Genomic DNA, 25,011 nt, shown 5'->3' on the forward strand with positions numbered 1-25,011 from the left:
TTCGGGATTTCAAAAGGCAGCTGAAGCTGCCTTTTTTACGTCTTTAAATGATGATTGTTGCATCTAAATAATAAAAAACGTGAAATATTGCTTAAAAAGTAGGCGTTAAACGTGAAGAATCAATAAAAAGCCGTCTCAGTGCGCTATTTACTGAAACGGCTTTAGTTAAAGTATTGATGCTTATAGAAAATTTAAAGAATTTCGTATAACGTGTATTATGTTAATTTTAGGAAAGCTCACTAATCATCAAATTAAAAATATAAGAGAGACTTATGGACTCATATCTTAATTCAGGGGCTGGTTTTCCTGCTGGAACACGTATAAATACAGACAAAGGTTTAATCGCCATTCAGAACATTAAAGTCGGAGATTTAGTACTGTCAAAGCCAAAAAATGGTGACGGAGAGTTATGCTATAAACCTGTTATAAGAATATCTACTTGTGAGAATAGTGAGATTTGGGAGCTAACCTATTTCCAAATTAAAGCAAATACAGATTTATCAAAATTAAATAAAAGCAAATTATTGCAACTTTCTCGCAAAGGAAAAATGGTCAGTAATATGCTGAGGTCTAATCAGACATTCTGGGTTAAGAATATTGGATGGACGCGCTTGGATGAGTTGAAGAACGGTCAAGCTATAGAAACATCTGATCAAGAAATCATTGGTCTTGTTTTTATGGTGAATCCATTACGAAAAACAAGTATGGAAAATGTGGCTGGAAGTTACCATCCTAGCAATATATTTAATGCGGATAAAAAAGGTTTTGATATTGAAAATGTTGAATATTTTACTTTTATCAAATATGGCTTAGAAGGACCTATCGAATGTATAGGTGATGATAATGTACCTAGTCCAATATGTGTTAATGGTGAAAGTGTTCACGTTCTCTCAGAGGCATTCCGATTAAAAACTTACAGCTTTGACGTTGAGGATGATTATACTTGCTTTATTACGAAGCTAGGATTGTGGGTTAATAATACTGCCTATAAATAATATAAGAAATAAATTACTAATTTTCTTATTTAACATAATGGCGATTATACGAAATTTCGTTATTCCTAGCAGGTAAAACAATCATATGCCTTATCAGAACTTAAATATTATGTATGACTTCGGACCAATCGACGTAAAGGTCATAGAAATTTTTGAGCAAGATAATAAAATTAATTTTCCTTTAAGTTATAAAAAGCTGATTGCTTCCCACAATGGGGTGCAATTTATTGAGAATAGCTTTGAATATTCTGATTCTAACAATGAAGTTGGAGAATCTAGCATAGCCTTTTGTTGTTTTGGACAAGGGGTAGGAGGTGATCATATTGAAAACTGTCAAGATCAGGATATATATGGCCATGATAAGATAGTCGTCTTTGGACTAAATGGTTGTGGTGACTATATCGGATTTGACTACAGATCTGACGTTAATAATCCGAAAGTAGTTCTTATGTACCATGATCAATATATCAAGGATCAACATGGACAGCCTAAATTAGAATTGATAGAAGTATGTGATAGTTTTGATAATTTTTTGAACTTACTAAGATAGCTTAAATTATTAGCCTGAGACTATATTTAACATAAAATCTCTTATACGAAACTCTCTTCATCACACTTCTTACATTCCAACATCACTCCTAACTTTTCATTCCGTCCTTGCTCAGTGATAACCCAAGGACGGTTTTGCCATGGAGGATCATGGCGGACATGCTGTGTATGACCACAAGCTAAAATGGCATACCAATGATTTTCATCATCCAAGGCAAAATCAACAATGGCTTGCTGCATATTAAACACCTATCTAAATTAAAATGATGCTGAAAAGGGAAAAGAGTTCATGTTGAGCAATCACAACGGCTTGAATATCGAATTGCAAAATAGACTGTGAAATTTGGTTTATTTCTGGCGCACACTTAGGCCGCGACAATTCTATTTTTCCCGCCATGTTTAGCTTTATACAGCGCTAGATCAGCACGTTGAATTGTATCTTCGTAGGTGCAATCTTCAGGCATGATGGTTGTCACTCCTATGCTCACGGTGACATGCGCGTTATCTATTGAAAACCGACTTAATTCTTTTCTGGAATGTTCATGAATCCGTTTGGCAAACTGGATGGCCTGCTCGCAGCCCGTGTTGGGCAAGGCGACCACAAACTCATCTCCACCTAAGCGGCAGGCGCAATCGGTCTTGCGCAGCGTTAAACGAAGAATATCTGCGACTGCTCGGATTGCCTCATCACCAACATGATGGCCTTTGCTGTCGTTGATCTTTTTGAGGTTATCAAGATCAAACATCAAGATCGAGGTCTGTATGGAATGCCGTAGGTATGACTCATAATGTAATGCTAAGTCATGCTCTAATTTTCTTCGGTTGAAAAGACCGGTTAACTGATCTGTATGGCTGAGTTCCTTCAGCTTGATTTCCAAGTTGTGACGCGCTGAAATATTACTTGCGACCCAAAGTACAACGTCTTCTTCATCTACCGAAAAACTGAGGGATTGGATGCGCACCTCAAACCAAATGGACTCTTCAGGACCATAATCGGGCAGACCTTTTACATCCCTATTGCTCAATTTGTACTCTTCGATGAGTAGATTTCCTGACGCTAGAGCTTGGTCGATCAATTGCATAAAAAAGTTGGCTTTATCTGGCTTGATCACATCTGAAATATAGGTACCAACAAGACCGGAACCATCGTGGTAATAACGAATATCGCGCCCGCCAAAAACTGCAACGTATTTTCCACTACGTGATATGACAAATGCAGGGTCTGGTAAAGCATCAAGAATGATAGCCATCTGCTCAATGTTGATCATCAATGAATTCTATTTTTTATTTACAATAATTAACACAATAGCTAAAAAAAATAAAAAATCACGTATTTTTTAACCAAAAATAGGGCTAAGTATATTTGGAAGTAATTAAACAGGTAGCAATGCTTTTGTATTTATTTATGCAAACCTATCAAATGATATTATTAAAGCTTATTTCCATTATTGAGATAAGGTGGATGATAGAAATGTTTTTAAATATTGCATGCATCACACGAATCCATACATACGCATGCAAAATCTGAATAAACAAAAGAAAAATCTCGGCTATACTCGTTCATAAATTGATAATGAACAGAGCACTGAATAATGCGTGTACTTGTTGTGATGGATCCCATCGAAAATGTAAACCTAAAAAAAGATACCTCAATGGCGATGCTATGGGCAGCAGCACGTCGTGGACATGAGCTAGGCTATGCATTACAGCAAGATTTATATATCGATCACGGCAAAGCCTTTGGTTTGATTTCACCGCTAAAAGTTTTTGAAGACTACAATCACTATTTTGAACTCGGCGAAAAACAAAAAGAATCAATTGCTGCTTATGACGTAGTTTTGATGCGTAAAGATCCTCCGTTTGACATGAACTTTGTCTACACCACCTATATTTTGGAACAGGCTGAACGCGAAGGCGCATGGATTATTAACAAGCCACAAAGCCTACGTGACTGCAATGAAAAATTGTTTGCGACGCAATTCCCTGAACTTCAAGTACCGACCTTGGTGACCTCGCAGCAAAGCCTGATTCGTGAATTTTTGCACGAACACGGCGATGTGATTGTGAAGCCATTAGACGGCATGGGTGGTATGGGCATTTTCCGTTTATACCAAGATGGCGTTAATATTGGTTCAACCATTGAAATCCTGACCAATAACGGCACACAGCCGATTATGGCGCAGCGTTACATCCCAGAAATTGTGGATGGCGACAAGCGCATCTTGATGATCAATGGCGAACCCGTACCGTATTGTTTGGCGCGTATTCCGCAAAATGGTGAAGTGCGTGGCAACTTGGCGGCAGGTGGTTTGGGCGAGGCGCGTCCATTGACTGAAAATGATAAAGCCATTGCAGCCAAAGTGGGGCCATTCCTTCGTGAAAAAGGTTTAGTCTTTGTTGGTCTGGATGTGATTGGTAATTACGTGACTGAAATTAATGTCACCAGTCCAACCTGCGTACGTGAAATTGATGCGCAATTTGGCACCTCGATTGCCGATGATTTATTCGATGTCCTTGAGGCAGGTTTAAAAGCTTAATTTTGCACTAGATTTAAAAGAGTCCTCCACGGGCTCTTTTTTTGTCCTGCGCTAAGGGGAGGGGAGCTTAAAAAGCAAAAAACTGTAAGTGAATGCAATTAAAGTGAAAAATTGTCTGATTTTTTTTCAATTCTCATAGATTAATAATAAAACTAGTTTAAACTTTTAAAATAGTAGAAAAAAACAATCATACGCCTGTTGAAAAAAAGTAAATTACCTTTCACGGTCATGCGTTTGTGATTACAATTGTTTGCTTAAAATCGAATATCATTAGCCTCTTTTTAGAATTGAAGAATTAGACAGTGACCGAAGTAACGCAAGTAAAGCCGAAACATGTCATGATGATGGCTGCCGGAACCGGTGGTCACGTCTTTCCAGCGCTCGCTGTTGCCAAAGAGTTGCAACAACAAGGCTGTGAAGTTTCTTGGCTCGCAACGCCAACAGGCATGGAAAATCGCCTGCTTAAAAATCATAATATTCCAATTTATCAAATTGATATCCAAGGCGTACGCGGCAATGGAGTCGTGCGTAAGCTGATGGCACCGTTTAAAATTCTCAAAGCTACTTTGAGTGCCATGCGTTATATGAAACAACTCAAAGTCGATGCTGTTGCAGGCTTTGGGGGTTACGTGGCTGGGCCAGGTGGCTTGGCAGCTCGTGCATTGGGCATACCAGTCATTATCCATGAACAAAATGCTGTAGCAGGTTTTACCAATACGCAGTTGTCACGTGTGGCTAAAATTGTCTGTCAGGCATTTCCAAATACCTTTCCTGCGCAAGATAAAATCGTAACCACAGGTAATCCTGTACGTAAGGAAATTACAGAAATTTTAAATCCGTCATGGCGTTACCAAGAGCGTGAAAAAGCTGGGTTGCCATTACGGGTATTAATTGTAGGTGGCTCACTGGGCGCACGTGCCTTAAATGAATGTGTGCCGGCTGCTTTGCAGCAATTAGAACAGCCCCTCAGTGTATATCATCAGTGTGGTCAAAATAATGCTGAAAGCACATTGGCTCGTTATGCAAGCGCACCTGAACATATACAAGTTGAAGTTCAGCCGTTTATTGAAGATATGGCAGCAGCCTATTCTGCAGCGGATTTGATTATCTGCCGTGCTGGTGCGCTAACCGTCACTGAAATTGCGACAGCGGGTGTGGCAGCCGTGTTTGTTCCTCTGCCAAGTGCAGTGGATGACCATCAAACTGCAAATGCAGGGTTCTTGGCCAATATCAATGCTGCAAAAATTTGCCCACAAGCGGACATGACCGCAGAAAGTTTAACAGCGTTGTTGAAGCCGCTGATGAATCGCCAACGACTTATGGAAATGGCGGTTAAGGCTCGACAACAGGCACAACCCGATGCGACACAGCACGTGGTTGGTTTAATTCAAGATTTGTAAAATTCGAGTAATCTATGTCTCCATCAACGCCTGCCGATCAAGCGAAAAAGCTCATTAAAGTGCCAGAAATGCGCCGTATTAAACACATCCATTTTATTGGGATTGGTGGTGCGGGCATGTGCGGTATTGCCGAAGTATTGAAAAACCAAGGCTATAAAGTTTCAGGTTCAGATATTAAAGCGTCGAAAACCACGGCTCAGCTTGAAGAAAACGGCATTCAAGTTTTCATCGGTCATGCTGCTGAAAATATTCAAGGCGCCAATGTAATCGTGGTATCAACAGCTATTGATTCTGAAAACCCAGAAGTGAAAGCGGCGATTGAAACCCGTACACCTGTCGTGCGTCGTGCAGAAATGTTGGGTGAATTAATGCGTTACCGTCATGGTATTGCCGTTGCGGGGACGCATGGTAAAACCACGACAACCAGTCTGGTGACCTGCATGTTGGCAGAAGAAAATCTGGACCCAACTTATGTCATTGGTGGTTTATTAAATCGTACTGGTGTGAATGCTGCATTGGGTGCAAGCCGTTATATCGTGGCTGAAGCAGACGAATCAGATGCGTCATTCCTGCATTTACAGCCGATGGCAACGATTGTCACCAATATCGATGCTGACCATATGGATACCTATGGCGGTAGTTTCGATGTATTGAAAGATACCTTCGTACAATTCTTACAGCGCCTTCCATTTTACGGTTTAGCTGTGATGTGTGGTGATGATGCCAACATCCGTGAAATTATGCCGCGTATTGGTCGTCCTGTCGTGACTTATGGTTTCAATGAAGACAATGACATTCGTGCCGTTGATGTGGCTCAAGAAGGCATGCAATCACACTTTACAGTTTTGCGTAAAGACCGTGAGCCGTTACGTTTAACCATTAACTTGCCGGGTCTTCATAATATCTTAAATGCCTTGGCAGCGATTGGTATTGCAACGGATGAAGGCGTTTCTGATGCTGCGATTGCGCGTGCCTTAGAAAGCTTCAGTGGTGTAGGTCGTCGTTTCCAAGTACAAGGCGAATTTGAAGTTGAAGATGGCTTGGTGAAATTGGTCGATGACTATGGTCACCATCCAAAAGAAGTCGAAGCGACCATTAAAGCGGCACGTGCAAGTCATCCAGATCGTCGTTTAGTGATGATGTTCCAACCGCACCGTTTTAGCCGTACGCGTGACTGTTTTGATGACTTCGTCGATGTATTGTCACAAGTTGATCAACTCTTGTTATTGGAAGTTTATCCTGCGGGTGAAAAACCAATTGTGGGTGCGGATAGTCGTGCATTGGCTCGAAGCATTCGTCTACGTGGTGAAGTTGAGCCGATTCTTATCGATCCAGTAGAAGGCAACTTACAAGCAGTAATGAAAAAAGTGTTACAAGCAAATGACTTGTTATTAACACAGGGCGCAGGTAATGTTGGAGCAATCTCAATCGAACTTGCTCAAAACAATCTCTATGTAAAATGATTACCGCTTGGTGATCCAAAGTTTGTTTAGACCGTAGATAAAAGTTTAAGGATATAAACGTGTCAAATGCTTCAAAATTCGGCAAAGTTGCCGTGTTATTAGGTGGGAAATCTGCCGAACGTGAGGTTTCTCTCGATAGTGGTAAAGCTGTACTTGAAGCATTGGTGCGTTCGGGTGTAAATGCCGAAGCATTCGATCCGCAGCAACGCAGTGTGACTGAGTTGGTGGCTTATGACCGTGCATTTATCGTACTTCATGGCCGTGGTGGTGAAGATGGTCAAATTCAGGGTACTTTGGAATGGTTAAACATTCCGTACACTGGAACGGGCGTTCAAGGCTCGGCGATTGGTATGGATAAAGTCAAAACTAAACAAGTTTGGCAAGGTTCAGAACTACCGACAGCACCTTATCGTATTGTCAGCAAAGACTCAGATTTACAAGAAATTGTAGATTCAATTGGTTTGCCATTTATTATCAAGCCGGTGCATGAAGGCTCAAGCATTGGTATGAGCAAAGTTGAAAAAATTGAAGACTTTGCAACTGCAATTGCAAAAGCGACCCAGCATGATGCAGTCGTGATGGCTGAAAAATGGATTACCGGACGTGAATTTACCATTGTGATTTTAAATGGTCAGGCATTACCGGTGATTCGTTTAGAACCGCCTGCAGATGTGGCTTTTTATGATTACGAGGCGAAATATAACCGTAACGACGTGCAATATGGTATTCCATGTGGATTGACTGAAGATGAAGAAAAGCGTCTACAAGCTTTATCTTTACGTGCTTTCCAAGCGGTAGGTGCGAGTGGTTGGGGCCGTATTGACGCGATGCAAGATGCAGACGGAAACTTCTGGTTACTTGAGGTAAATACCGTTCCGGGTATGACCAGTCATTCTCTAGTACCAAAAGCAGCCAATGCCGTAGGTTATAGTTTTGATGATCTTTGTGTCGCAATTTTGGAACAAACCCTGACAGGTGCGGCACACTAAATTATGGCTCAACTTCCTGCGTCTATGCGCCGTAAACGTGCAGCAACGACATCGATACATGACAAACCACCGACACGTAAGGAAAAGCTTACCAATCTGGGTGGATGGTTGTTGTTGTTTATTGCATGTGTGGTCTTGATTGCCGGAATTTGGGGGCTATATAAAGTCATGACGGATGCACGTGTGGCTGAACTTGATGTGGTGGGTGTGCGGAGCGCCCAAGAAAAACAACAAGTCATATCATACGTTTCACCGATGATGACTGAAAACTATTTTACCTCTGATTTACGTGTCATTCGTGACCGTACTTTAGAAATCTCTTGGGTCGATCGCGTGGTGGTATCGCGTGCTTGGCCAAATGCAATTCGTGTACGGGTGATGCCGCGTCAAGCGATTGCACGTTGGGGAACTGGGCGACTGTTAAGCGATAGTGGTGATGTATTTGCCGAATTAACCCCGACCAATCATCAGAATTTGCCGTTATTGCATGGGCCGACGAGTCAGTCCAAAATGATGATGCGTCGCTATAATGAAATTAATCAATTGTTTATACCTGTTGGTATTCGTTTAAAAGAATTATATTTAACCGAACGAATGACTTGGTTTATGCAGTTTGATTCAGGCTTACGCGTGATTGTCGATCAGGATCAGACCATGAGTAAGTTGCAGCGTTTAAGTTATCTCGCACACAGTGACTTAAAACCTGTTTGGCCACGAATTTCTGCCATCGATTTGCGCTACCGAAATGGTTTAGCGATTCAATGGAAAAACTCTGTGCCAGCAAAGTCGGTAAATGGTCAGTTTGTTGTAACCAGTGATGACATAGGCATTGCGAATGCAGCGCCTGTAAAGCCATAATGATCGGCTTTATAAGTAGAGGCTTTAAGCCATAAATTAAACAAACATGTGAATGGTAGTAGTAAATAATGAATGAAGCTGTTCCCTCGGTTGTTGCGATTGACATTGGGACACACAAAGTTTCAGTTTTGATTGGTAAGGTACACGCGCCAGACAATATCCAAGTGGTAGGGATGGCGACCGCTCGTAACCGCGGCATGAATAAAGGGAAAATTGTCAGTCTCGATAAAGTTGTTACCGCAATTAAAAATGCAGTGCAGGAAGCGGAAGATATGGCGGAATGTCGTGTACATTCTGCGTGGATTTCCATTCCAAGTGCTGAACTAAAAAGTTTTTATGCCTCTGGTCGTACTCCAATTGAAAATAATGACCATGCGATTACCACCAATGAAGTGGTGCGTGCTTTAGAACTGGCCAAAGCCAGTCATTTAACGTCTGACCATTATTTGGTGAGTGCTGTACCTTTAGGTTTTGAACTAGATGATGAACCTGAATGGGTGTTAAACCCGATTCGCATGTCAGCACGGAGTATGACAGGACATTATCATTTGATGATGTTGCCCATCAGCACCATGCAGAATTTGGATCGCGCATTAAAAGGTGCCAATATTGGTGTTGAACGCATGGTCATTTCATCATTAGCAACAGCTGAAGCCAGTTTGCTTAAAGATGAAAAAGAATATGGTGTGTGCTTGGTTGATATTGGTGCTGGTACGACCAACATTGCGGTGTATTTAGATGGTCGCTTGGCGATGACACACACTTTGCAACGTGGCGGTGAGCATGTAACGCGTGATATTGCTGCTGTATTGCAAACCACAACAGAAGAAGCTGAACGTATTAAGCTGTTATATGGTTGTGTTGATCTGAAAGTGGTTAAACCTGAAAGTATGATTCAGTTCCAAGGTATTGATGGTCCACAAACCATTAGCCGTATTGAACTGACCGAAATCATTATTGCGCGCTATGAAGAAATTCTTAATCAAGTGCGTAATGAGTTGGTCGATCATGGTGCGATTCATGGGTTATACCATGGTGTTGTACTCACAGGTGATGCCTGCCAAATTGAAGGGATGGTGACATTTGCGCGTCGGATGTTAGGTGTTTCTGCACATTTAGGTAATCCACCTATGCAAGTGTATGCTGATGATCAACAGCAAGCCGCTTTACGTCGTTCACAATACGCGACTGCCGCAGGTCTGTTAATTTTCAGTCAAAGTGAAACACAAGATACGATCGTTGAGCCAGAAGATACGGAAAAACTTTCAGTATTGAATCGGGTAAAACGTGCATGGTCGGGCTTCAATGACACCTTGAAGTCGATCTTTTAAGTTGAAATATTTGGGAATATTGTTGGGAAGTTGTACGGATTATTGCTTGTACTTGACAAGCTGGAACTTGGACAGCATTCTAAAAAACAATTTTTATTAAGATCAAGGCAGTATACGGGCTGAAGTGTCTGCCAATTATGGATTAGGAATTTTTTAGGCATGGCCTCATTTGAATTTTTAGAAGATGATCAAAGCGACAGCAACGGTCAAGCCCGTTTCACAGTATTCGGTGTAGGTGGTGCTGGCGGTAACGCTGTGCAACACATGTTGGAATCAGATATCGAGGGTGTAAAATTTGTTTGTGCCAATACAGACAAACAAGCACTCGACCGCATGAATGCACAATTTAAAATCCAACTCGGCGAGCAAAGTACGCGTGGTTTGGGTGCAGGTGCAAATCCACAAGTGGGTCAAACTGCTGCTGAAGAAAGCCGTGAGTTGATTCGCCAACACCTTGAAGGTACGGACATGGTGTTCGTGACTGCAGGTATGGGTGGTGGTACAGGTACCGGTGCTGCGCCAGTTGTTGCTGAAATTGCCAAAGAAATGGGTATCTTAACTGTAGGTGTGGTGACGACTCCGTTTAACTTTGAAGGTAAACGTCGTCAGCAATCTGCTGAGAAAGGTATTGAAGCACTTGAGCAACATGTTGATTCTCTGATTATTATTCCGAACCAACGTCTACTTAAAGTATTCCGCGATATTTCAATGAAAGATGCCTATAAAAAGGCAGACGATGTATTGTTAAATGCGGTGCGTAGTATCTTTGATTTGGTGGTACGTCCAGGTCATATCAACCTTGACTTCGCCGATTTGAAAACTGCCATGAGTACACGTGGTTATGCAATGATGGGTGCAGGTTCTGGTCGTGGTGAAAACCGTGCGCGTCAAGCTGCTGAACAAGCGATCCGTAGCCCATTGTTAGATAACGTGACCATCATGAATGCAAAAGGCATTTTGATTAACGTTACAGGTGGCGATGACGTAACCTTCGGTGAAATTGAAGAAATCACTGATGTGGTGAACCAAATTGTGGATCTTGATGAAGGTCAAGTGTTCTACGGTACGGTATTTGATCCAGATGCACGTGATGAAATTAGTGTAACGGTGATCGCAACGGGTTTAACTCGTAATTCTGCCGATTCTGCTGAGCCGGTGAAACGCCCTGTCTCACAAGCAACGCGTACAGTCGCTTCTGCACAAGTACCTGTAGATGAAGATGATGTGCCAGCGATTCAACGTCAGCACAATGAAGTATCAGCTCCAGCTGCAGCAGCGGCGTCAGCATCCAATTCACGCCCTACGCCAATGAGTATTCAAGACTATTTGAAAAATCAGCAACGTAAATAACATAAATTCAATGACTTAAATGTCTGTTGATTACAAAAGGTAGCTGATCAGCTACCTTTTTGTTTTTTATCAATGGCTAAATATGCTAACGTATAGCGGTTTTGTGAACAGATGATAGAAGACACATGTTGAAACAACGTACCCTGAAACGCATCGTGAAAGCGAGTGGCATCGGACTGCATAGTGGGCAAAAAGTGATGATAAACTTTGTACCACATCATGCCGATGGGGGGATTGTGTTTCGTCGTATCGACTTAAATCCACCGATTGATATTCCAGCCGATGCTATGCTGATTCAAGAAGCATTCATGTGTTCTAACTTGGTGCAAAAAAATGCCAAGGTGGGCACAATTGAGCACATTATGAGTGCGATTGCTGGTTTAGGGATTGATAACCTGATCGTGGAAGTGTCGGCGTCTGAAGTGCCCATTATGGATGGGAGTGCCGGCCCGTTCATTTATTTGCTTATGCAAGGTGAACTACAAGAACAAAATGCACCTAAAAAATTCATAAAAATACGCAAACCTGTCGAAGCACTGATCGATGATAAACGTGCTGCCTTCCAACCGCATGATGGTTTCCAATTAAATTTTACGATTGATTTTGACCATCCTGCATTTAAGAAAGAATTTCAGTCGGCAACTATCGACTTTTCAACCGAAACTTTTGTTTATGAAGTCAGTGAAGCGCGGACTTTTGGCTTTATGAAAGATTTGGATTACCTCAAAGCCAATAATTTGGCTTTAGGGGCAAGTCTCGAAAATGCCATTGGCGTAGATGATAATGGTGTGGTCAATGAAGAAGGTTTACGCTTCTCAGATGAGTTTGTTCGTCACAAAATATTAGATGCCGTGGGTGATTTATATTTGCTCGGTCATCAAATTATTGCGAAATATGATGCCTATAAGTCAGGTCATGCATTAAATAATCAGTTATTACGCAATGTCAAAAGTGATCCAGACAGCTATGAAATTGTAACATTTGATGACATTAAAGATTGCCCAATTAGTTATGTGAATGTGACATAAGTCATTGTCTTATAATAGTGATGTTATATTGTATCATTTGTAAGTGTTAAGTCTGTCACATTCTGAATATTCAAATTTATCTGTTACAACTCGGTGGTTACTTTTTATTGCTTGCCAAACGCAGCATTGCTTGGCTAAGCTTAGGGTCGCTCACAAAGTCAGCAGCATTACGGAGTAAATCCTGAGTTTCTGTACTGAGGGTTCTTGAAATTTTTTCAGGGGAATGGGGCGTTGGAGACGGAGTTCTCAGACGAACTTGAATCTTGTGTAAATCCTTGAATTCGTATATTTGTGATAACTGTGCAATATATTGCTTTTGTAAATAGGCCAACTGACTTATCAGTGCCTGATTTTCACCAGTTAATATAAGTACACCATTTATATAACAAACGACTTGCCATTGATCCGGTTGGGGCAATAGCGGTTGGACAATTTTCGTAAGCTTCTGCCATGCAGCAACTTGCGTTGAGAGAAACGAAAAGTTTCCTGTTTTTATGTGTTTTCTTGTTGGTTGAAAGACGTTGACAGGTTCTGACATACATATTTCCTACATGTTTATGTCTTAATCTTATGCGCTCCTTTTGGCTGATATCAAGGACGAAATCACACAAGGAACAAAAGAGAACAGTTTATAGAGGTTTTTTATGCATTTACGACGTATTTTATTGGCGTTTTCATTGGCTGCTTCGGCCGCTTCAGTCGCTTTTGCAGATTTAGTTGAATTAAATCAAGCAGATTCATCATCAGATCGTATTGAACAATTAACTCGCACTTTGTCTCAAGGTGCTTACTCTGAAAGCAATGATATTGATATTCCAGCAGAAACAAAGTTGAATGTTAAAATTCGTGAAAAATCAATTGAACTCAACAATGCGACAATCGCAAAAAAATACGGTTCAAGCAATTCCTCTAAAAACTATTCAGCAAGTTCAAATAATCCATATTCATGGTTAATTGCCCACCCACTTCCAGACATGAAGCGTGTAAGTTCAAACTATGGTGGTCGTACCATGGGTGGCCGTGCAGAAAATCATTCAGGTTTAGATCTTTCTGCGGCTAGTGGCACACCTATTTATGCAACGGGTCCAGGCATTGTAACAAAATCAGGTTGGGGCACAGGTTATGGTCAATATGTTGAAATTAACCATGGTAATGGTTACCTGACACGTTATGCACATGCATCACGCTTAATTGCACGTGTAGGCGACCGTGTTGCTGCGGGTGAGCATATTGCTAACGTTGGTTGTACTGGTCGTTGTACTGGCCCACATTTACATTACGAAGTAGTGAAAGATGGTCAACGTAAAAATCCATCAACGTATTTAGCGATGTTGCCATAAGCACATACAACATCGGTATACGAAGCCATTGTCTGAACCTCTACAGACAATGGCTTTTTTATTTATCGCTAATAACTATAAAATTATCATTTTAAAAAATATTGTCTGTATGAAAAATGGCGAAAATTGACCCAAAAATGTAAATTTGTGTAATTGTTAATCAATGAGTATTTAGTAAATAAATAACAGAGCTATTTCGTATTCATTTGTGGCGATAACTGAGCCTAGCCAAAATATGGTACTAATAGAGCCATATATTTAGCACATAGGATAGGTGAAGTATGGCGTTTTATGGCGATACAGATGCGCAAGAAACCCAAGAATGGCAGGACGCATTTGATTCAGTTTTACAGCACATGGGAACTGACCGCGCTGCATTTTTGCTTGAAAAACTCTATCAACAAGCGATTGCTAAGCACGTTCCCATTCAGCGACTAAATACTCCTTACTTAAATACCATTTCAGTTGAAGAACAGCCACCTATGCCAGGTGATTCGGATATGGAGCGCCGTATTCGTGCGTTGATCCGCTGGAATGCCTTAGCGATGGTACTGCGTGCCAATAAAACAGGTGATGACTTAGGTGGTCATTTGGCAAGTTTTGCATCATCTGCAACTTTATATGACGTGGGCTTTAACCACTTCTTCCGTGCCAATAGCGAAAGCTTTGGCGGTGACATGATCTATTATCAAGGTCACTGTGCACCGGGTATCTATGCACGTTCGTTCTTAGAAGGTCGTTTGACTGAAGAACACTTAAATAATTTCCGTCGTGAAGTCGGCGGTAAAGGTTTGCCTTCATACCCACATCCGTACTTGATGCCAGATTATTGGCAATTCCCAACCGTATCGATGGGTCTAGGTCCAATCATGTCGATCTATCAAGCACACATCCAAAAGTACTTGATGAATCGTGGCCTGATCAAAGAAGAAAACCGTAAAGTTTGGGCTTACCTCGGTGATGGTGAAATGGATGAACCTGAAAGTACAGGTGCCATTTCACTTGCAGGTCGTGAAAAGCTCGACAATCTGATTTGGGTCGTGAACTGTAACTTACAGCGTCTAGATGGCCCAGTTCGTGGTAATGGTAAAATTATTCAAGAACTTGAATCATTGTTCCGTGGTGCAGGCTGGCGCGTGATTAAGGTGGTATGGGGTCGTCATTGGGATCCGCTACTAGCAAAAGATGATTCAGGTGCCTTAAAAGCGGTGATGGAAGAAGCGGTCGATGGTGACTTCCAACGCTATCAAGTGAAAGGTGGTGCGTATACGCGTGCGCATTTCTTTGGTAAATATCCTGAAGCTGAAGAGTTGGTGCGCAACTTAAGCGATGAAGATATTGATAACCTGAACCGTGGTGGTCATGACCCATTCAAAGTGTATGCGGCTTATGCCGAAGCGATGAAGGAAACGGGTCAGCCAACAGTTATCTTGGCAAAAACAGTCAAAGGTTATGGTTTGTCGGAAGAGATTGAAGCAGTCAATAAGACGCATCAAATCAAGAAAATGCAGCTTGAGTCGTTGAAATACGTGCGTAACCGTTTCAACTTGCCATTTACCGATGAACAGCTTGAAGAAGTGCCATTCTACCGTCCAAGTGAAAATTCACCTGAAATTAAATACATGAAAGCACGTCGTGAGGCATTGGGTGGTTATTTACCTGCACGTCGTAAAGAAAGCGAGCAGCTGGCGATTCCTGAATTGTCTGTGTTTGATGCGGTACTCAAAGGCAGTGGCGGTAAAGAGCAATCGACGACCATGTTGATGGTACGTTTGATTTCATCATTATTGAAAGAAAAAGCCATTAAAGATCGTGTCGTACCAATTGTGCCAGATGAAGCGCGTACTTTCGGTTTGGAAGGTATGTTCCGTCAGTTGGGGATCTATGCTGCGCATGGTCAAAAATATACCCCTGAAGACCAAGAACAGTTGATGCATTACCGTGAAGCTAAAGATGGTCACATGTTACAAGAAGGGATTAACGAAGCGGGTGCGATGAGTGCTTGGGCTGCGTTAGGAACCAGTTATTCAACCAATAACTTGCCAATGATTCCGATGTATATGTACTACTCGATGTTCGGTTTCCAGCGTATTGGAGATATTGCATGGGCGGCAGGTGATGCGCAGGCGCAAGGTTTCTTGCTCGGTGCAACTGCGGGTCGTACAACACTGAATGGTGAAGGTTTACAGCACCAAGATGGTCATTCACATATCTTGGCAAATACGATTCCAAACTGTATCTCTTATGACCCATGTTTTGGTTATGAGTTGGCAGTAATCGTACATGACGGTTTAAAACGCATGTACGTGAACCAAGAGCGTGTGTTCTACTACTTAACAGTAATGAATGAAAACTACGAACATCCAGCTATTCCTGAAGGTGCTGAAGAAGGCATTAAACGTGGTATGTATCTCTTCGAAGAAGATGAGAAAGCAACGGTTCAGTTGATGGGTTCAGGTGTGATTCTGCGTGAAGTGATTAAAGCAGCGAAAATCCTTCGTGATGAATATCAAATTCATTCAAATGTGTGGAGCGTCACTAGCTTTAACGAATTAGCTCGTGATGGTATGGCGTGTGAAGAATACAACCGCCTACATCCGTTGGCTGAAGATACGAAAGAAGCTTGGGTCTCTCAATTACTTCGTGAAAAAGACGGTATTGTGGTATCGGCAACTGACCACATGCGTGCATATAGCGAACAAATCCGTGCCTATCTTCCAGACAATCGTCCGTTTGTTGCATTAGGCACAGATGGTTATGGTCGTTCAGATACACGTGGCAACTTACGTAGCTACTTTGGTGTCGATGCCGCACATATTGTGGTAGCAACATTGAAAAAACTCGCGGATGAAGGCGAAGTTGATGCACGTTTGGTTAAAGATGCCATCTCAAGCTTTGAACTAGATACTGACCGTCCAGCGGCATGGGCTCCGCAGGAAACGCCGGAACTGCATGCTGTGGCTGACTACAAAGAGGAGAACTAATCATGCAAATTACGACTCCTGATATTGGTGTAGATAAAGCAACGGTCGCTGAGATTTTAGTGAAAGTCGGCGACACCATTAGCGTTGATGACAGCATTGTGTTGTTAGAGTCTGACAAAGCCTCTGTTGAAGTGCCAAGCACTTCGGCAGGCGTGGTGAAAAGCATTGCAGTTAATCTGGGTGACAGTGTTGCTGAAGGTGCTGTGCTGATCGAGTTGGAAGCAGAAGGTCAAAGCGCTGCTACCGTTGAGCCAGTACAAAATGTAACTGAAGACGAAGCAGCAGAACCAACTCCGGTTGTGGAAGCAGAACAAACTTCAGCAGCATCTGTTGCAGCCAATGCTACTCAGTCGCAAAGCATCGATGTGCAAGTCCCTGATATTGGCGTAGAGAAAGCTACGGTAAGTGAGATTTTGGTCTCTGTTGGTGATGAAATTGATGTTGATCAAAGTATTATCGTGGTGGAATCAGACAAAGCGACAGTCGAAGTCCCAAGTACTGTATCAGGCCGTGTCGAATCGATCACGATCAGTGCTGGCGATGTAGTGAAAGAAGGTGTAGTGATTTTAACGGTGAAAACGGCGACTTCATCTGCTGCGGTTGAATCGGCTGCTGTGCAAGAAACTGCACAGCCTGTTGCTGCACCTGTTGTTGCAGAAGCAACACCAGCGCCGTCTACGGCTACAGCGTCTGGACCTGTTGAAATTGCAGTGCCTGATTTAGGTGTTGATAAAGCAGCAGTGGCTGAAATTTTAGTCGCTGTGGGTGATGTGGTTGAAAAAGACCAAAGCATCATCGTGGTGGAATCAGACAAAGCAACGGTAGAAGTGCCAAGCTCTACAGCTGGTAAAATCACCGCGATTCATGTCCAGTTAGGGCAAAGTGTCTCTGAAGGCGTCGCTTTAGTGACGATTGAAGCCGAAGGTCAAGCTATTGCAGCACCAGCAGCGAAACCTGCTCCAGCTGTAGCACAGCCTGCGACAGTTGCACCTAAAGCGGAAAGCAAAGTTGAAGCAGCAGCACCGCAACCACAAGGCGCAGATAAGCTCACCAAAGAGCAAAATGCTGCCAATGCCAAAGTGTATGCAGGTCCGGCCGTTCGTAAGCTTGCACGTGAATTGGGTGTGGTTTTAGCAGAAGTCAAAGCATCTGGTCCGCATGAGCGTTTAATGAAAGAAGATTTATTCGCTTATGTGAAAACCCGTTTGACCACTCCGCAAGCTGCACCAGCAGCGCAAGCTGTGGCACAGGTTTCAGGTTTGCCGAAGTTGCCAAGTTTTGATGCTTTTGGTGGTGTCGAAGAGAAAGTTTTGACACGTTTACAACAAGTGTCGATTCCGCAATTGTCTTTAAACAACTTTATCCCGCAAGTGACGCAGTTCGATGCAGCGGATATTACTGATCTTGAAGCTTGGCGTAATGATTTAAAAGCTAACTTTAAGAAAGAAGGTATTGGCTTAACCATTATGGCTTTCATCATCAAAGCAGTGGCTTATTTGTTGAAAGAAGAGCGTGAATTTGCAGGTCATTTGTCTGATGATGGCAAGTCAGTATTGTTACGTAATGAAATCCATATGGGGATTGCCGTTGCCACGCCTGATGGTTTGACCGTGCCTGTACTGCGTAATCCAGATCAAAAATCCATTAAGCAGATTGCAATTGAGTTGGGTGAGCTGAGTCAAAAAGCACGTGACAAAAAATTGTCGCCGAAAGATTTACAAGGTGCGAACTTTACCATTACCAGTCTGGGTTCAATTGGTGGCACGGCATTTACACCGTTGGTCAACTGGCCACAGGTGGCGATTTTGGGTATTTCACCTGCAACCATGCAGCCAGTATGGAATGGTGAAAGCTTTGATCCACGTTTGATGCTGCCGCTGTCATTGTCATACGATCACCGTGTGATTAATGGAGCGGATGCTGCACGTTTTGCCAATAAACTGACGAAGCTGCTCAAAGATATCCGAACTTTATTGATCTAATCTGACCTGTTTAAGTTTCAAAATGAACCCTGCTTTGGCAGGGTTTTTTTATGGCGTGGTGGTGGTGGACTGACAAAGCCAATCAGGAAGTTCAATGGGTGAAGGGTAGAGCTTTAATGCCGAGTTTGCGTTGAGGTTATAGGTGAGTGGAAGCGTACGATGTGGCTGCGCCGTCGACCAAAGCTTATGTCGTAAATGTTCAAAGCGTTGGAAGTCTTTTAAAAATAAACCCCAAAACTTTTCATAATGCCCCAGTTCTTGCACATGTTGATGTTGATACGCATGTGTTTGGCCCTGTTGGTGCTGGAAGTCATAGCCCATCAGCCAAATACGCTGCGGTTGAAAGAGATGTGCGAGTGAATAGGCTTGAAGGCCGCAATTATTACCATACACAAAGTACGGTGAATGAAATAAATCCGCTTGCGTATCGATGCGCACGGTTTTGAAGTTAATCACTTCATGTTCAGGATATGGGCGGTTGTGACCTAAACCACATCCGCTAATGATGTCACCTTGAAAGCAGGCTTTGAGCATGGGTTGATAGTGTAACCACCACGCATAATCTGAATGATGGGCAATTTGAGCCTGAGGAAGTTGAAGAAAACTTTGATTACAGCAAATGATTAGCAGCTTTTTTGAGGGCTGAATGGTGGTTAAGTCAAAACTGAGCTGAGACGGGCCGCCTGCAATGATTAATACATCCTGCACATGCATATAGTGTTGAATAAATTCTTGAAATTTTTGATTATTGTTTTGCATATCAAATTGAGTCATCGAAAATTAAAATTGCGAAAACATGCATTCCTCGCTAGAATAGCATTACTTCATTGGGGAGTAGCCGCTTTTTACGCAAAGTAAAAAGGTGATGGTCAACATATTTGCTCTAAAACGAGCATGGTCATCATAGCAAAGAACCAAATGAGCTCTTCATAGCTTTCTTTTGTTGGCAAGACCTTTGATTTATCACTCTGCACATTGGCTAGCAGGAGGGATAAGTCATCGGTATATGTTATTGCTAGCCAGAGAAATGCACCATGTTAACCGCTTTCTTCATTTCCCTTGCTGTTGTTGCCCTGTCAGAAATGGGCGATAAAACACAACTACTTGCCTTACTGCTTGCTGCACGTTTTCGTAAACCCGTTCCGATCTTAATTGCAATTTTCCTCGCGACTGTGGTGAACCACGGGGTTTCTGCTGTGCTGGGTCAATGGATTACCACCGTTTTAAGCCCAATCGTTTTATTGTGGATCGTTTCTCTGGGCTTTATTGCCATGGCGGTGTGGATGTTGATCCCCGATCAATTGGATGATGAATCTGAAAGTATCAATAAGTGGCAAAAATATGGGGTTTTCGGCGCCACTTTCGTTTTGTTCTTCTTGGCTGAAATTGGAGATAAAACCCAAATTGCCACTGTTGCACTGGCTGCACGCTTTGACAGTATTGGCTGGGTGACTTTGGGGACGACATTAGGCATCATGTTGGTTAATGCGCCTGCGGTATTTATTGGCAACAAACTAGCAGAAAAACTACCGATTTCACTGATTCATAAAATTGGCGCCTTGGTATTCTTGGTGATTGGTTTGGCTGCGTTGGCACAACACTATTTATTTTAAATAATGATCTCACCATATTAAAAATACATGAAATCCTGAGTTAAAAACTCAGGATTATTTGCCAATAAATGAGACCCAATTCACTGATATTTCAGATAATATTGACTGAATATTTATTGTAAGTTTCCCTAAATAAATATATGTTATTCACCTATAGAATATATATTTTTTGATAAAAAATTTGGGGAATGGGAATGGCTTTCGAACGCACAACATCACAGGTACTTTATGATGATGGAAAGCATAAATGTATTAGCTTTACCAGCTTGGTAAAAGGCGAGGGCGTACAGGCGAACCAGTTCCTGATTTTGGATAATGAGCGCGCAGCAGTGCTCGATCCGGGTGGTGACTTGACCTATGTCCCACTGACTATGGAACTGAATAAATATACCCGTTTGACCAATCTTGACTATGTGATGGCCTCGCATCAGGACCCTGACATTATTACCTCGATGCCGCGTTGGTTGGTTTATACCGACGCCAAAGTGGTGGCATCTAAGCTGTGGGCGCGTTTCTTACCGCATTTAAACTCTGCATTTATGAGTGACCGCATGAAAGGCAATTGGTTGGATCGTTTGATCGAACTGCCAGATCATGGTGAGGTGATTCCATTAGGCAACAGCCATTTGGTGGCTGTTCCTGCACACTTCCTACATTCGGTTGGTAACTTCCAATTTTATGACCCGATTGCCAAAATTTTATTCTCAGGGGATATGGGCGCATCTATGGTGGACGACGCCTCTAAACCTTTAGAAAATTTTGCCGCTCATATCCCTAAAATGAAAGGCTTCCATCAGCGCTATATGTGTTCAAACAAAGTGATCCGTCTGTGGGTCAACATGGTACGCACGATGGATGTGGAAATGATCGTACCGCAGCACGGCACGCCATTTATTGGTAAAGAACAGATCAATCAATTCTTAGATTGGATCGAAACCTTACAATGTGGTGTCGATTTAATGGATGAGACAGTTTTTACTTGCCCAGTATAATGACTTGAAAATTTCAAAAAATAATTGAGTTTGCAGATAACATTTTTTAGTATTTTTCGTCCATAAAATAAGCTTTTAGATGACGAGAATAGATAAAAATGTTGTCTCAAATACCGACTCAGGATGCATGTTTAACCTGTGGAGCATGTTGTGCCCACTATCGCGTTTCTTTTTATTGGGCAGAAGGGCTGAATATGCCCGAACATTATACTGAGCCGGTTAATGCCGTGTATTCATGTATGGCGGGCACCAATCAAACACAGTCTCGTTGTATCGCTTTGGGTGGGAAAATTGGGCAAGCAGTGAGGTGTAGGGTGTACGAGGCTCGGAGTTCCACATGTAAAAGTGTGCAGATAGCTGATGAGCAATGTAATAAAGCACGCATCGCGCATCAAATGATTCCATTGATCAGTATTCCACTGCATGACGCTGAAAATGATGAAGATTTCGATCAAGTCAGTTAAGGCTTTAGTTCCAGAATAAATTTATTGAAATTAAGCGGTAGAGTCTTCGGATTCTGCCTGTATTGAACAAGTTGCTGACTAACCCTCAGTGTATTCTTGCTGAAAACAGCATATTCGATGGTTAATATTGAAAACTCTGTAAAGAATTGCCGCAATTAAAATGAAAATTGAACGGAAATTTGTATATAATGGCTCACGGAAATTACCAGCGAGACTGTTATGTTGACCATCGTTCAAGAAGCCCTAACCTTTGATGATGTCTTATTACTCCCTGCCTATTCTACTGTTCTCCCAAAAGATGTCTCTCTTAAGACACGTTTCACACGTGGCATCAATTTGAATATTCCACTTGTTTCTGCTGCGATGGATACTGTGACTGAATCACGTATGGCAATTGCAATGGCGCAAAACGGTGGTATCGGTATCCTGCATAAAAACATGGATATTGCTGCACAAGCTGCAGAAGTTCGCCGCGTGAAAAAATTTGAAGCAGGTATGGTGAAAGACCCAATTACCGTTACACCAGAAACGACTGTACGTGAGCTGATTGCTTTAACTCAAGCAAATAACATCAGCGGTGTACCAGTGGTGAAAGACGGTCAAGTGGTGGGTATTGTTACTGGTCGTGACACTCGTTTTGAAACCAATCTTGAGCAACCTGTTAGTAACATCATGACAGGCCATGATCGTTTGGTGACTGTTCGTGAAAACGAATCAAAAGAAAACATCCAAGCATTACTTCAAAAACACCGTATTGAAAAAGTCCTTGTTGTAAATGACAACAACGAACTGAAAGGTTTAATCACGGTTACTGATTTCCGTAAAGCTGAAAACTATCCAAACAGCTGCAAAGATGACTTAGGTCGTTTACGCGTTGGTGCTGCAGTTGGTACAGGTGCAGAAACACCAAGTCGTGTAGAAGCATTGGTAGAAGCGGGTGTTGATGCGATTGTTGTTGATACAGCACATGGTCACTCTGCAGGTGTAATTGAACGTGTACGTTGGGTTAAAGCCAACTATCCACAAGTTCAAGTGATTGGCGGTAACATCGCGACTGGTGATGCAGCTCTTGCATTATTAGATGCTGGCGCAGATGCAGTGAAAGTGGGTATTGGCCCGGGTTCAATCTGTACTACACGTATTGTTGCTGGTATTGGTATGCCGCAAATCTCTGCGATTGACAGCGTTGCCAATGCACTAAAAGATCAAATTCCATTGATCGCAGACGGTGGTATCCGTTTCTCTGGTGATATGGCAAAAGCGATTGGTGCCGGTGCGAGTACCATCATGGTAGGTTCATTGATGGCGGGTACTGAAGAAGCACCAGGCGAAGTTGAATTCTTCCAAGGTCGTTACTACAAAGCTTATCGTGGTATGGGTTCATTGGGTGCGATGGCAGGTGCAACAGGTTCTGCTGACCGTTATTTCCAAGACTCAAAAGCCGGTGCTGAAAAACTTGTACCAGAAGGTATTGAAGGTCGCGTACCGTACAAAGGCCCAATGGGTAACATCGTTCATCAAATGATGGGTGGTTTACGTTCATCTATGGGTTATACCGGTTCTGCGGTGATCGATGACTTACGTAAAAATGCACAGTTTGTCAAAATTACTGCGGCAGGTATGTCTGAATCTCACGTACATGACGTGACTATTACTAAAGAAGCACCAAACTACCGTGTTGGTTGATATTTAGTAGCTTTTAGCCGAAAAGGCCGTCATTAATATGACGGCCTTTTTGTTTTTGGTGTAAAGTATTTGCAGTAAAAAGTGATGATTAAGATCACCATTAAGAAGTGAGTACAACATGAGTTATTTTGGTACAGATGGCATTCGTGGCAAATTCGGTGAATTGCCTATTACCCCTGAATTTGCATTAAAACTAGGATTTGCCGCAGGTAAAGTATTAAAACAATACAGTAAAAAAGCAAAGCCCATCGTTGTACTAGGTAAAGATACCCGATTATCGGGCTATATTTTAGAGTCAGCGTTACAAGCTGGTTTAAACGCAGCAGGTGTTTATGTTCATTTGTTGGGTCCATTACCTACACCTGCAATTGCCCATTTAACTCGTGCATTACATGCTAGCTTAGGCATCGTGATCTCGGCGTCGCATAACCCTTATTTTGATAATGGCATTAAGTTCTTCTCGAGCGAAGGTAAAAAATTGCCGGATGAAATTCAAGAAGCCATAAACAAAGAACTTGAAAATGACTTGGTGATCGAAGACCCTGCAAACTTAGGTAAAAGTGTGCGTGTAAAAGATGCCAATGGTCGTTATATCGAATTTTGTAAATCAACCTTCCCGTACCATTTTGACCTGACAGGCTTAAAAATTGTGGTGGACTGTGCCAATGGTGCAGCCTATAGCGTCGGTCCTTCGGTATATCGTGAACTGGGTGCAAAAGTAATTGCGCTGTTTAACGAACCGGATGGTTTAAACATCAATAAAGACTGTGGTTCGACGCATCCTGAGTTTTTACAAAAAGCAGTTGTTGAACATCAGGCGGATTTAGGGATTGCCTTTGACGGTGATGCTGACCGCGTGATTATGGTCGATAAAAACGGTCAGCAAATTACTGGTGACCATATTCTCTATATTTTAGCCACTCAAGCGAGTCAAACACCTGCGGGTATCGTGGGTACCGTAATGAGCAATATGGCGCTTGAAATTGCTTTAGATCAAGCCAAAGTGCCGTTGCTTCGTGCCAAAGTTGGTGACCGCTATGTTCTACAAGGCCTAGAAGAAAAGGGCTGGGTAACGGGCGGTGAGCCATCAGGTCATATCTTGACTTTGGACAAGAGCACCACAGGTGATGCGATCATTGCTTCACTTCAGGTGTTAACGGTAATGGTTGAGCAAGGTAAAGCCTTACATGAATTGGTGGAAGGTTTTGAGTTATTACCTAACGTTCTGGTAAATGTTCGCTTGGCTGCGATGTTTGATCCCTACGCTGTACCTGCACTGGTGAGCGAGTTTGAAAAAGCTGAAGCTCAACTTAAAGGGCGTGGTCGCATCTTGATTCGTAAATCAGGCACAGAACCGGTCATTCGTGTCATGGTTGAAGGTAATGACCTTGAAGAAGTCACCGCTTTGGCAAATCATTTGGCTGATGCTGTTCGTGCCAATGCAGCTTAA

The 25,011-nt window shown here is 42.4% G+C and carries 22 protein-coding genes and 1 riboswitch; of the genes, 18 read left to right on the top strand and 4 right to left on the bottom strand.

Annotation, left to right across the window (positions count from 1 at the left end; genetic code table 11):
• Positions 1-272: 272 nt before the first annotated feature.
• Both G0029_RS00610 and G0029_RS00615 read left to right on the top strand, forming a co-directional pair.
• On the top strand, positions 273-995 hold the full coding sequence (locus G0029_RS00610; RefSeq protein ID WP_180084441.1) for a hypothetical protein: 723 nt from the start codon (positions 273-275) through the stop codon (positions 993-995).
• An 85-nt stretch (positions 996-1,080) separates the two neighbouring features.
• Entirely contained in the window at positions 1,081-1,545 is a 465-nt protein-coding gene (locus tag G0029_RS00615) for an SMI1/KNR4 family protein (RefSeq protein WP_076753373.1), read from the top strand.
• Between the two features lie 41 nt (positions 1,546-1,586).
• Here G0029_RS00615 and G0029_RS00620 read toward each other — a convergent pair whose 3' ends face one another.
• Together G0029_RS00620 and G0029_RS00625 are read right to left on the bottom strand one after the other, a co-directional pair.
• A complete protein-coding gene (locus G0029_RS00620; protein ID WP_180054181.1) occupies positions 1,587-1,784 on the bottom strand; it encodes a DUF3565 domain-containing protein in 198 nt (65 codons plus the stop codon).
• A 125-nt stretch (positions 1,785-1,909) separates the two neighbouring features.
• Entirely contained in the window at positions 1,910-2,812 is a 903-nt protein-coding gene (locus tag G0029_RS00625; RefSeq protein ID WP_180109614.1) for a GGDEF domain-containing protein, read from the bottom strand.
• A gap of 324 nt (positions 2,813-3,136) precedes the next feature.
• On the opposite strand from G0029_RS00625, the gene gshB reads away from it, so the two are divergent.
• The 8 genes from gshB to lpxC all read left to right on the top strand — a co-directional run bounded on the left by gshB (position 3,137) and on the right by lpxC (position 12,500).
• Positions 3,137-4,081 carry a glutathione synthase gene (gene gshB / locus G0029_RS00630; protein ID WP_180109615.1) on the top strand — a complete coding sequence of 315 codons (945 nt, stop codon included), beginning with the start codon at positions 3,137-3,139 and terminating at the stop codon, positions 4,079-4,081.
• A 338-nt stretch (positions 4,082-4,419) separates the two neighbouring features.
• Positions 4,420-5,481 (top strand): undecaprenyldiphospho-muramoylpentapeptide beta-N-acetylglucosaminyltransferase, encoded by a 1,062-nt coding sequence (gene murG, locus G0029_RS00635; protein ID WP_218947989.1) that lies wholly within the window; start codon positions 4,420-4,422, stop codon positions 5,479-5,481.
• A 14-nt stretch (positions 5,482-5,495) separates the two neighbouring features.
• Positions 5,496-6,944 carry a UDP-N-acetylmuramate--L-alanine ligase gene (gene murC, locus G0029_RS00640; protein WP_078190576.1) on the top strand — a complete coding sequence of 483 codons (1,449 nt, stop codon included), beginning with the start codon at positions 5,496-5,498 and terminating at the stop codon, positions 6,942-6,944.
• A gap of 59 nt (positions 6,945-7,003) precedes the next feature.
• Positions 7,004-7,933, top strand: a complete 930-nt coding sequence (locus G0029_RS00645) for a D-alanine--D-alanine ligase (RefSeq protein WP_180035427.1) — start codon at positions 7,004-7,006, stop codon at positions 7,931-7,933.
• 3 nt (positions 7,934-7,936) lie between these two features.
• The gene (locus G0029_RS00650; protein WP_180109617.1) at positions 7,937-8,791 is read left to right on the top strand and encodes a cell division protein FtsQ/DivIB; all 855 of its coding nucleotides are present in this window, start codon (positions 7,937-7,939) and stop codon (positions 8,789-8,791) included.
• A 68-nt stretch (positions 8,792-8,859) separates the two neighbouring features.
• Positions 8,860-10,122, top strand: a complete 1,263-nt coding sequence (ftsA, locus tag G0029_RS00655; protein ID WP_078193217.1) for a cell division protein FtsA — start codon at positions 8,860-8,862, stop codon at positions 10,120-10,122.
• 159 nt (positions 10,123-10,281) lie between these two features.
• The gene (gene ftsZ, locus G0029_RS00660) at positions 10,282-11,472 is read left to right on the top strand and encodes a cell division protein FtsZ (protein WP_180109618.1); all 1,191 of its coding nucleotides are present in this window, start codon (positions 10,282-10,284) and stop codon (positions 11,470-11,472) included.
• Positions 11,473-11,597: 125 nt separating this feature from the next.
• Positions 11,598-12,500 carry a UDP-3-O-acyl-N-acetylglucosamine deacetylase gene (gene lpxC / locus G0029_RS00665; RefSeq protein ID WP_180109619.1) on the top strand — a complete coding sequence of 301 codons (903 nt, stop codon included), beginning with the start codon at positions 11,598-11,600 and terminating at the stop codon, positions 12,498-12,500.
• A 97-nt stretch (positions 12,501-12,597) separates the two neighbouring features.
• Here the strand turns inward: lpxC and G0029_RS00670 are convergent, their stop codons facing one another.
• Positions 12,598-13,038, bottom strand: a complete 441-nt coding sequence (locus G0029_RS00670) for a DciA family protein (protein ID WP_111884464.1) — start codon at positions 13,036-13,038, stop codon at positions 12,598-12,600.
• Positions 13,039-13,144: 106 nt separating this feature from the next.
• On the opposite strand from G0029_RS00670, the gene G0029_RS00675 reads away from it, so the two are divergent.
• The 3 genes from G0029_RS00675 (at position 13,145) to G0029_RS00685 (ending at position 18,806) form a co-directional block, all read left to right on the top strand.
• On the top strand, positions 13,145-13,840 hold the full coding sequence (locus tag G0029_RS00675; RefSeq protein WP_078193213.1) for a M23 family metallopeptidase: 696 nt from the start codon (positions 13,145-13,147) through the stop codon (positions 13,838-13,840).
• A 281-nt stretch (positions 13,841-14,121) separates the two neighbouring features.
• Positions 14,122-16,824, top strand: a complete 2,703-nt coding sequence (aceE, locus tag G0029_RS00680; protein ID WP_180109620.1) for a pyruvate dehydrogenase (acetyl-transferring), homodimeric type — start codon at positions 14,122-14,124, stop codon at positions 16,822-16,824.
• 2 nt (positions 16,825-16,826) lie between these two features.
• Positions 16,827-18,806 (top strand): 2-oxo acid dehydrogenase subunit E2, encoded by a 1,980-nt coding sequence (locus G0029_RS00685; RefSeq protein ID WP_180101664.1) that lies wholly within the window; start codon positions 16,827-16,829, stop codon positions 18,804-18,806.
• Positions 18,807-18,854: 48 nt separating this feature from the next.
• Here G0029_RS00685 and G0029_RS00690 read toward each other — a convergent pair whose 3' ends face one another.
• Positions 18,855-19,565 carry a methyltransferase type 11 gene (locus tag G0029_RS00690; protein ID WP_180101663.1) on the bottom strand — a complete coding sequence of 237 codons (711 nt, stop codon included), beginning with the start codon at positions 19,563-19,565 and terminating at the stop codon, positions 18,855-18,857.
• Between the two features lie 58 nt (positions 19,566-19,623).
• Positions 19,624-19,766, top strand: a riboswitch (yybP-ykoY riboswitch).
• A 74-nt stretch (positions 19,767-19,840) separates the two neighbouring features.
• Here G0029_RS00690 and G0029_RS00695 point away from each other — a divergent pair.
• The 5 genes from G0029_RS00695 (at position 19,841) to glmM (ending at position 25,011) form a co-directional block, all read left to right on the top strand.
• Positions 19,841-20,419, top strand: coding sequence for a TMEM165/GDT1 family protein (locus G0029_RS00695; protein WP_078193209.1), 579 nt, complete (start codon positions 19,841-19,843; stop codon positions 20,417-20,419).
• 194 nt (positions 20,420-20,613) lie between these two features.
• Positions 20,614-21,411, top strand: coding sequence for an MBL fold metallo-hydrolase (locus tag G0029_RS00700; protein WP_180109621.1), 798 nt, complete (start codon positions 20,614-20,616; stop codon positions 21,409-21,411).
• A 98-nt stretch (positions 21,412-21,509) separates the two neighbouring features.
• Positions 21,510-21,875, top strand: a complete 366-nt coding sequence (locus G0029_RS00705; protein ID WP_180109622.1) for a YkgJ family cysteine cluster protein — start codon at positions 21,510-21,512, stop codon at positions 21,873-21,875.
• Between the two features lie 219 nt (positions 21,876-22,094).
• The gene (gene guaB / locus G0029_RS00710) at positions 22,095-23,561 is read left to right on the top strand and encodes an IMP dehydrogenase (protein ID WP_078190562.1); all 1,467 of its coding nucleotides are present in this window, start codon (positions 22,095-22,097) and stop codon (positions 23,559-23,561) included.
• A 118-nt stretch (positions 23,562-23,679) separates the two neighbouring features.
• Positions 23,680-25,011 (top strand): phosphoglucosamine mutase, encoded by a 1,332-nt coding sequence (gene glmM, locus G0029_RS00715; RefSeq protein WP_180109623.1) that lies wholly within the window; start codon positions 23,680-23,682, stop codon positions 25,009-25,011.

Source organism: Acinetobacter sp. YH12138 (assembly GCF_015218525.1).
Lineage (GTDB): Bacteria > Pseudomonadota > Gammaproteobacteria > Pseudomonadales > Moraxellaceae > Acinetobacter > Acinetobacter amyesii.

Excerpts from the sequence above, each read along its gene's own strand:
- aceE (WP_180109620.1), top strand. The coding sequence starts at position 14,122 with ATGGCGTTTTATGGCGATACAGATGCGCAAGAAACCCAAGAATGGCAG.
- ftsZ (WP_180109618.1), top strand. The coding sequence starts at position 10,282 with ATGGCCTCATTTGAATTTTTAGAAGATGATCAAAGCGACAGCAACGGT.
- murC (WP_078190576.1), top strand. The coding sequence starts at position 5,496 with ATGTCTCCATCAACGCCTGCCGATCAAGCGAAAAAGCTCATTAAAGTG.
- guaB (WP_078190562.1), top strand. The coding sequence starts at position 22,095 with ATGTTGACCATCGTTCAAGAAGCCCTAACCTTTGATGATGTCTTATTA.
- gshB (WP_180109615.1), top strand. The coding sequence starts at position 3,137 with ATGCGTGTACTTGTTGTGATGGATCCCATCGAAAATGTAAACCTAAAA.
- G0029_RS00650 (WP_180109617.1), top strand. The coding sequence starts at position 7,937 with ATGGCTCAACTTCCTGCGTCTATGCGCCGTAAACGTGCAGCAACGACA.
- G0029_RS00695 (WP_078193209.1), top strand. The coding sequence starts at position 19,841 with ATGTTAACCGCTTTCTTCATTTCCCTTGCTGTTGTTGCCCTGTCAGAA.
- G0029_RS00670 (WP_111884464.1), bottom strand. The coding sequence starts at position 13,038 with ATGTCAGAACCTGTCAACGTCTTTCAACCAACAAGAAAACACATAAAA.
- G0029_RS00625 (WP_180109614.1), bottom strand. The coding sequence starts at position 2,812 with ATGATCAACATTGAGCAGATGGCTATCATTCTTGATGCTTTACCAGAC.
- murG (WP_218947989.1), top strand. The coding sequence starts at position 4,420 with ATGATGATGGCTGCCGGAACCGGTGGTCACGTCTTTCCAGCGCTCGCT.
- G0029_RS00610 (WP_180084441.1), top strand. The coding sequence starts at position 273 with ATGGACTCATATCTTAATTCAGGGGCTGGTTTTCCTGCTGGAACACGT.
- G0029_RS00615 (WP_076753373.1), top strand. The coding sequence starts at position 1,081 with ATGCCTTATCAGAACTTAAATATTATGTATGACTTCGGACCAATCGAC.
- G0029_RS00700 (WP_180109621.1), top strand. The coding sequence starts at position 20,614 with ATGGCTTTCGAACGCACAACATCACAGGTACTTTATGATGATGGAAAG.
- G0029_RS00690 (WP_180101663.1), bottom strand. The coding sequence starts at position 19,565 with ATGCAAAACAATAATCAAAAATTTCAAGAATTTATTCAACACTATATG.
- G0029_RS00620 (WP_180054181.1), bottom strand. The coding sequence starts at position 1,784 with ATGCAGCAAGCCATTGTTGATTTTGCCTTGGATGATGAAAATCATTGG.
- lpxC (WP_180109619.1), top strand. The coding sequence starts at position 11,598 with ATGTTGAAACAACGTACCCTGAAACGCATCGTGAAAGCGAGTGGCATC.
- G0029_RS00675 (WP_078193213.1), top strand. The coding sequence starts at position 13,145 with ATGCATTTACGACGTATTTTATTGGCGTTTTCATTGGCTGCTTCGGCC.
- glmM (WP_180109623.1), top strand. The coding sequence starts at position 23,680 with ATGAGTTATTTTGGTACAGATGGCATTCGTGGCAAATTCGGTGAATTG.
- G0029_RS00685 (WP_180101664.1), top strand. The coding sequence starts at position 16,827 with ATGCAAATTACGACTCCTGATATTGGTGTAGATAAAGCAACGGTCGCT.
- G0029_RS00705 (WP_180109622.1), top strand. The coding sequence starts at position 21,510 with ATGTTGTCTCAAATACCGACTCAGGATGCATGTTTAACCTGTGGAGCA.
- ftsA (WP_078193217.1), top strand. The coding sequence starts at position 8,860 with ATGAATGAAGCTGTTCCCTCGGTTGTTGCGATTGACATTGGGACACAC.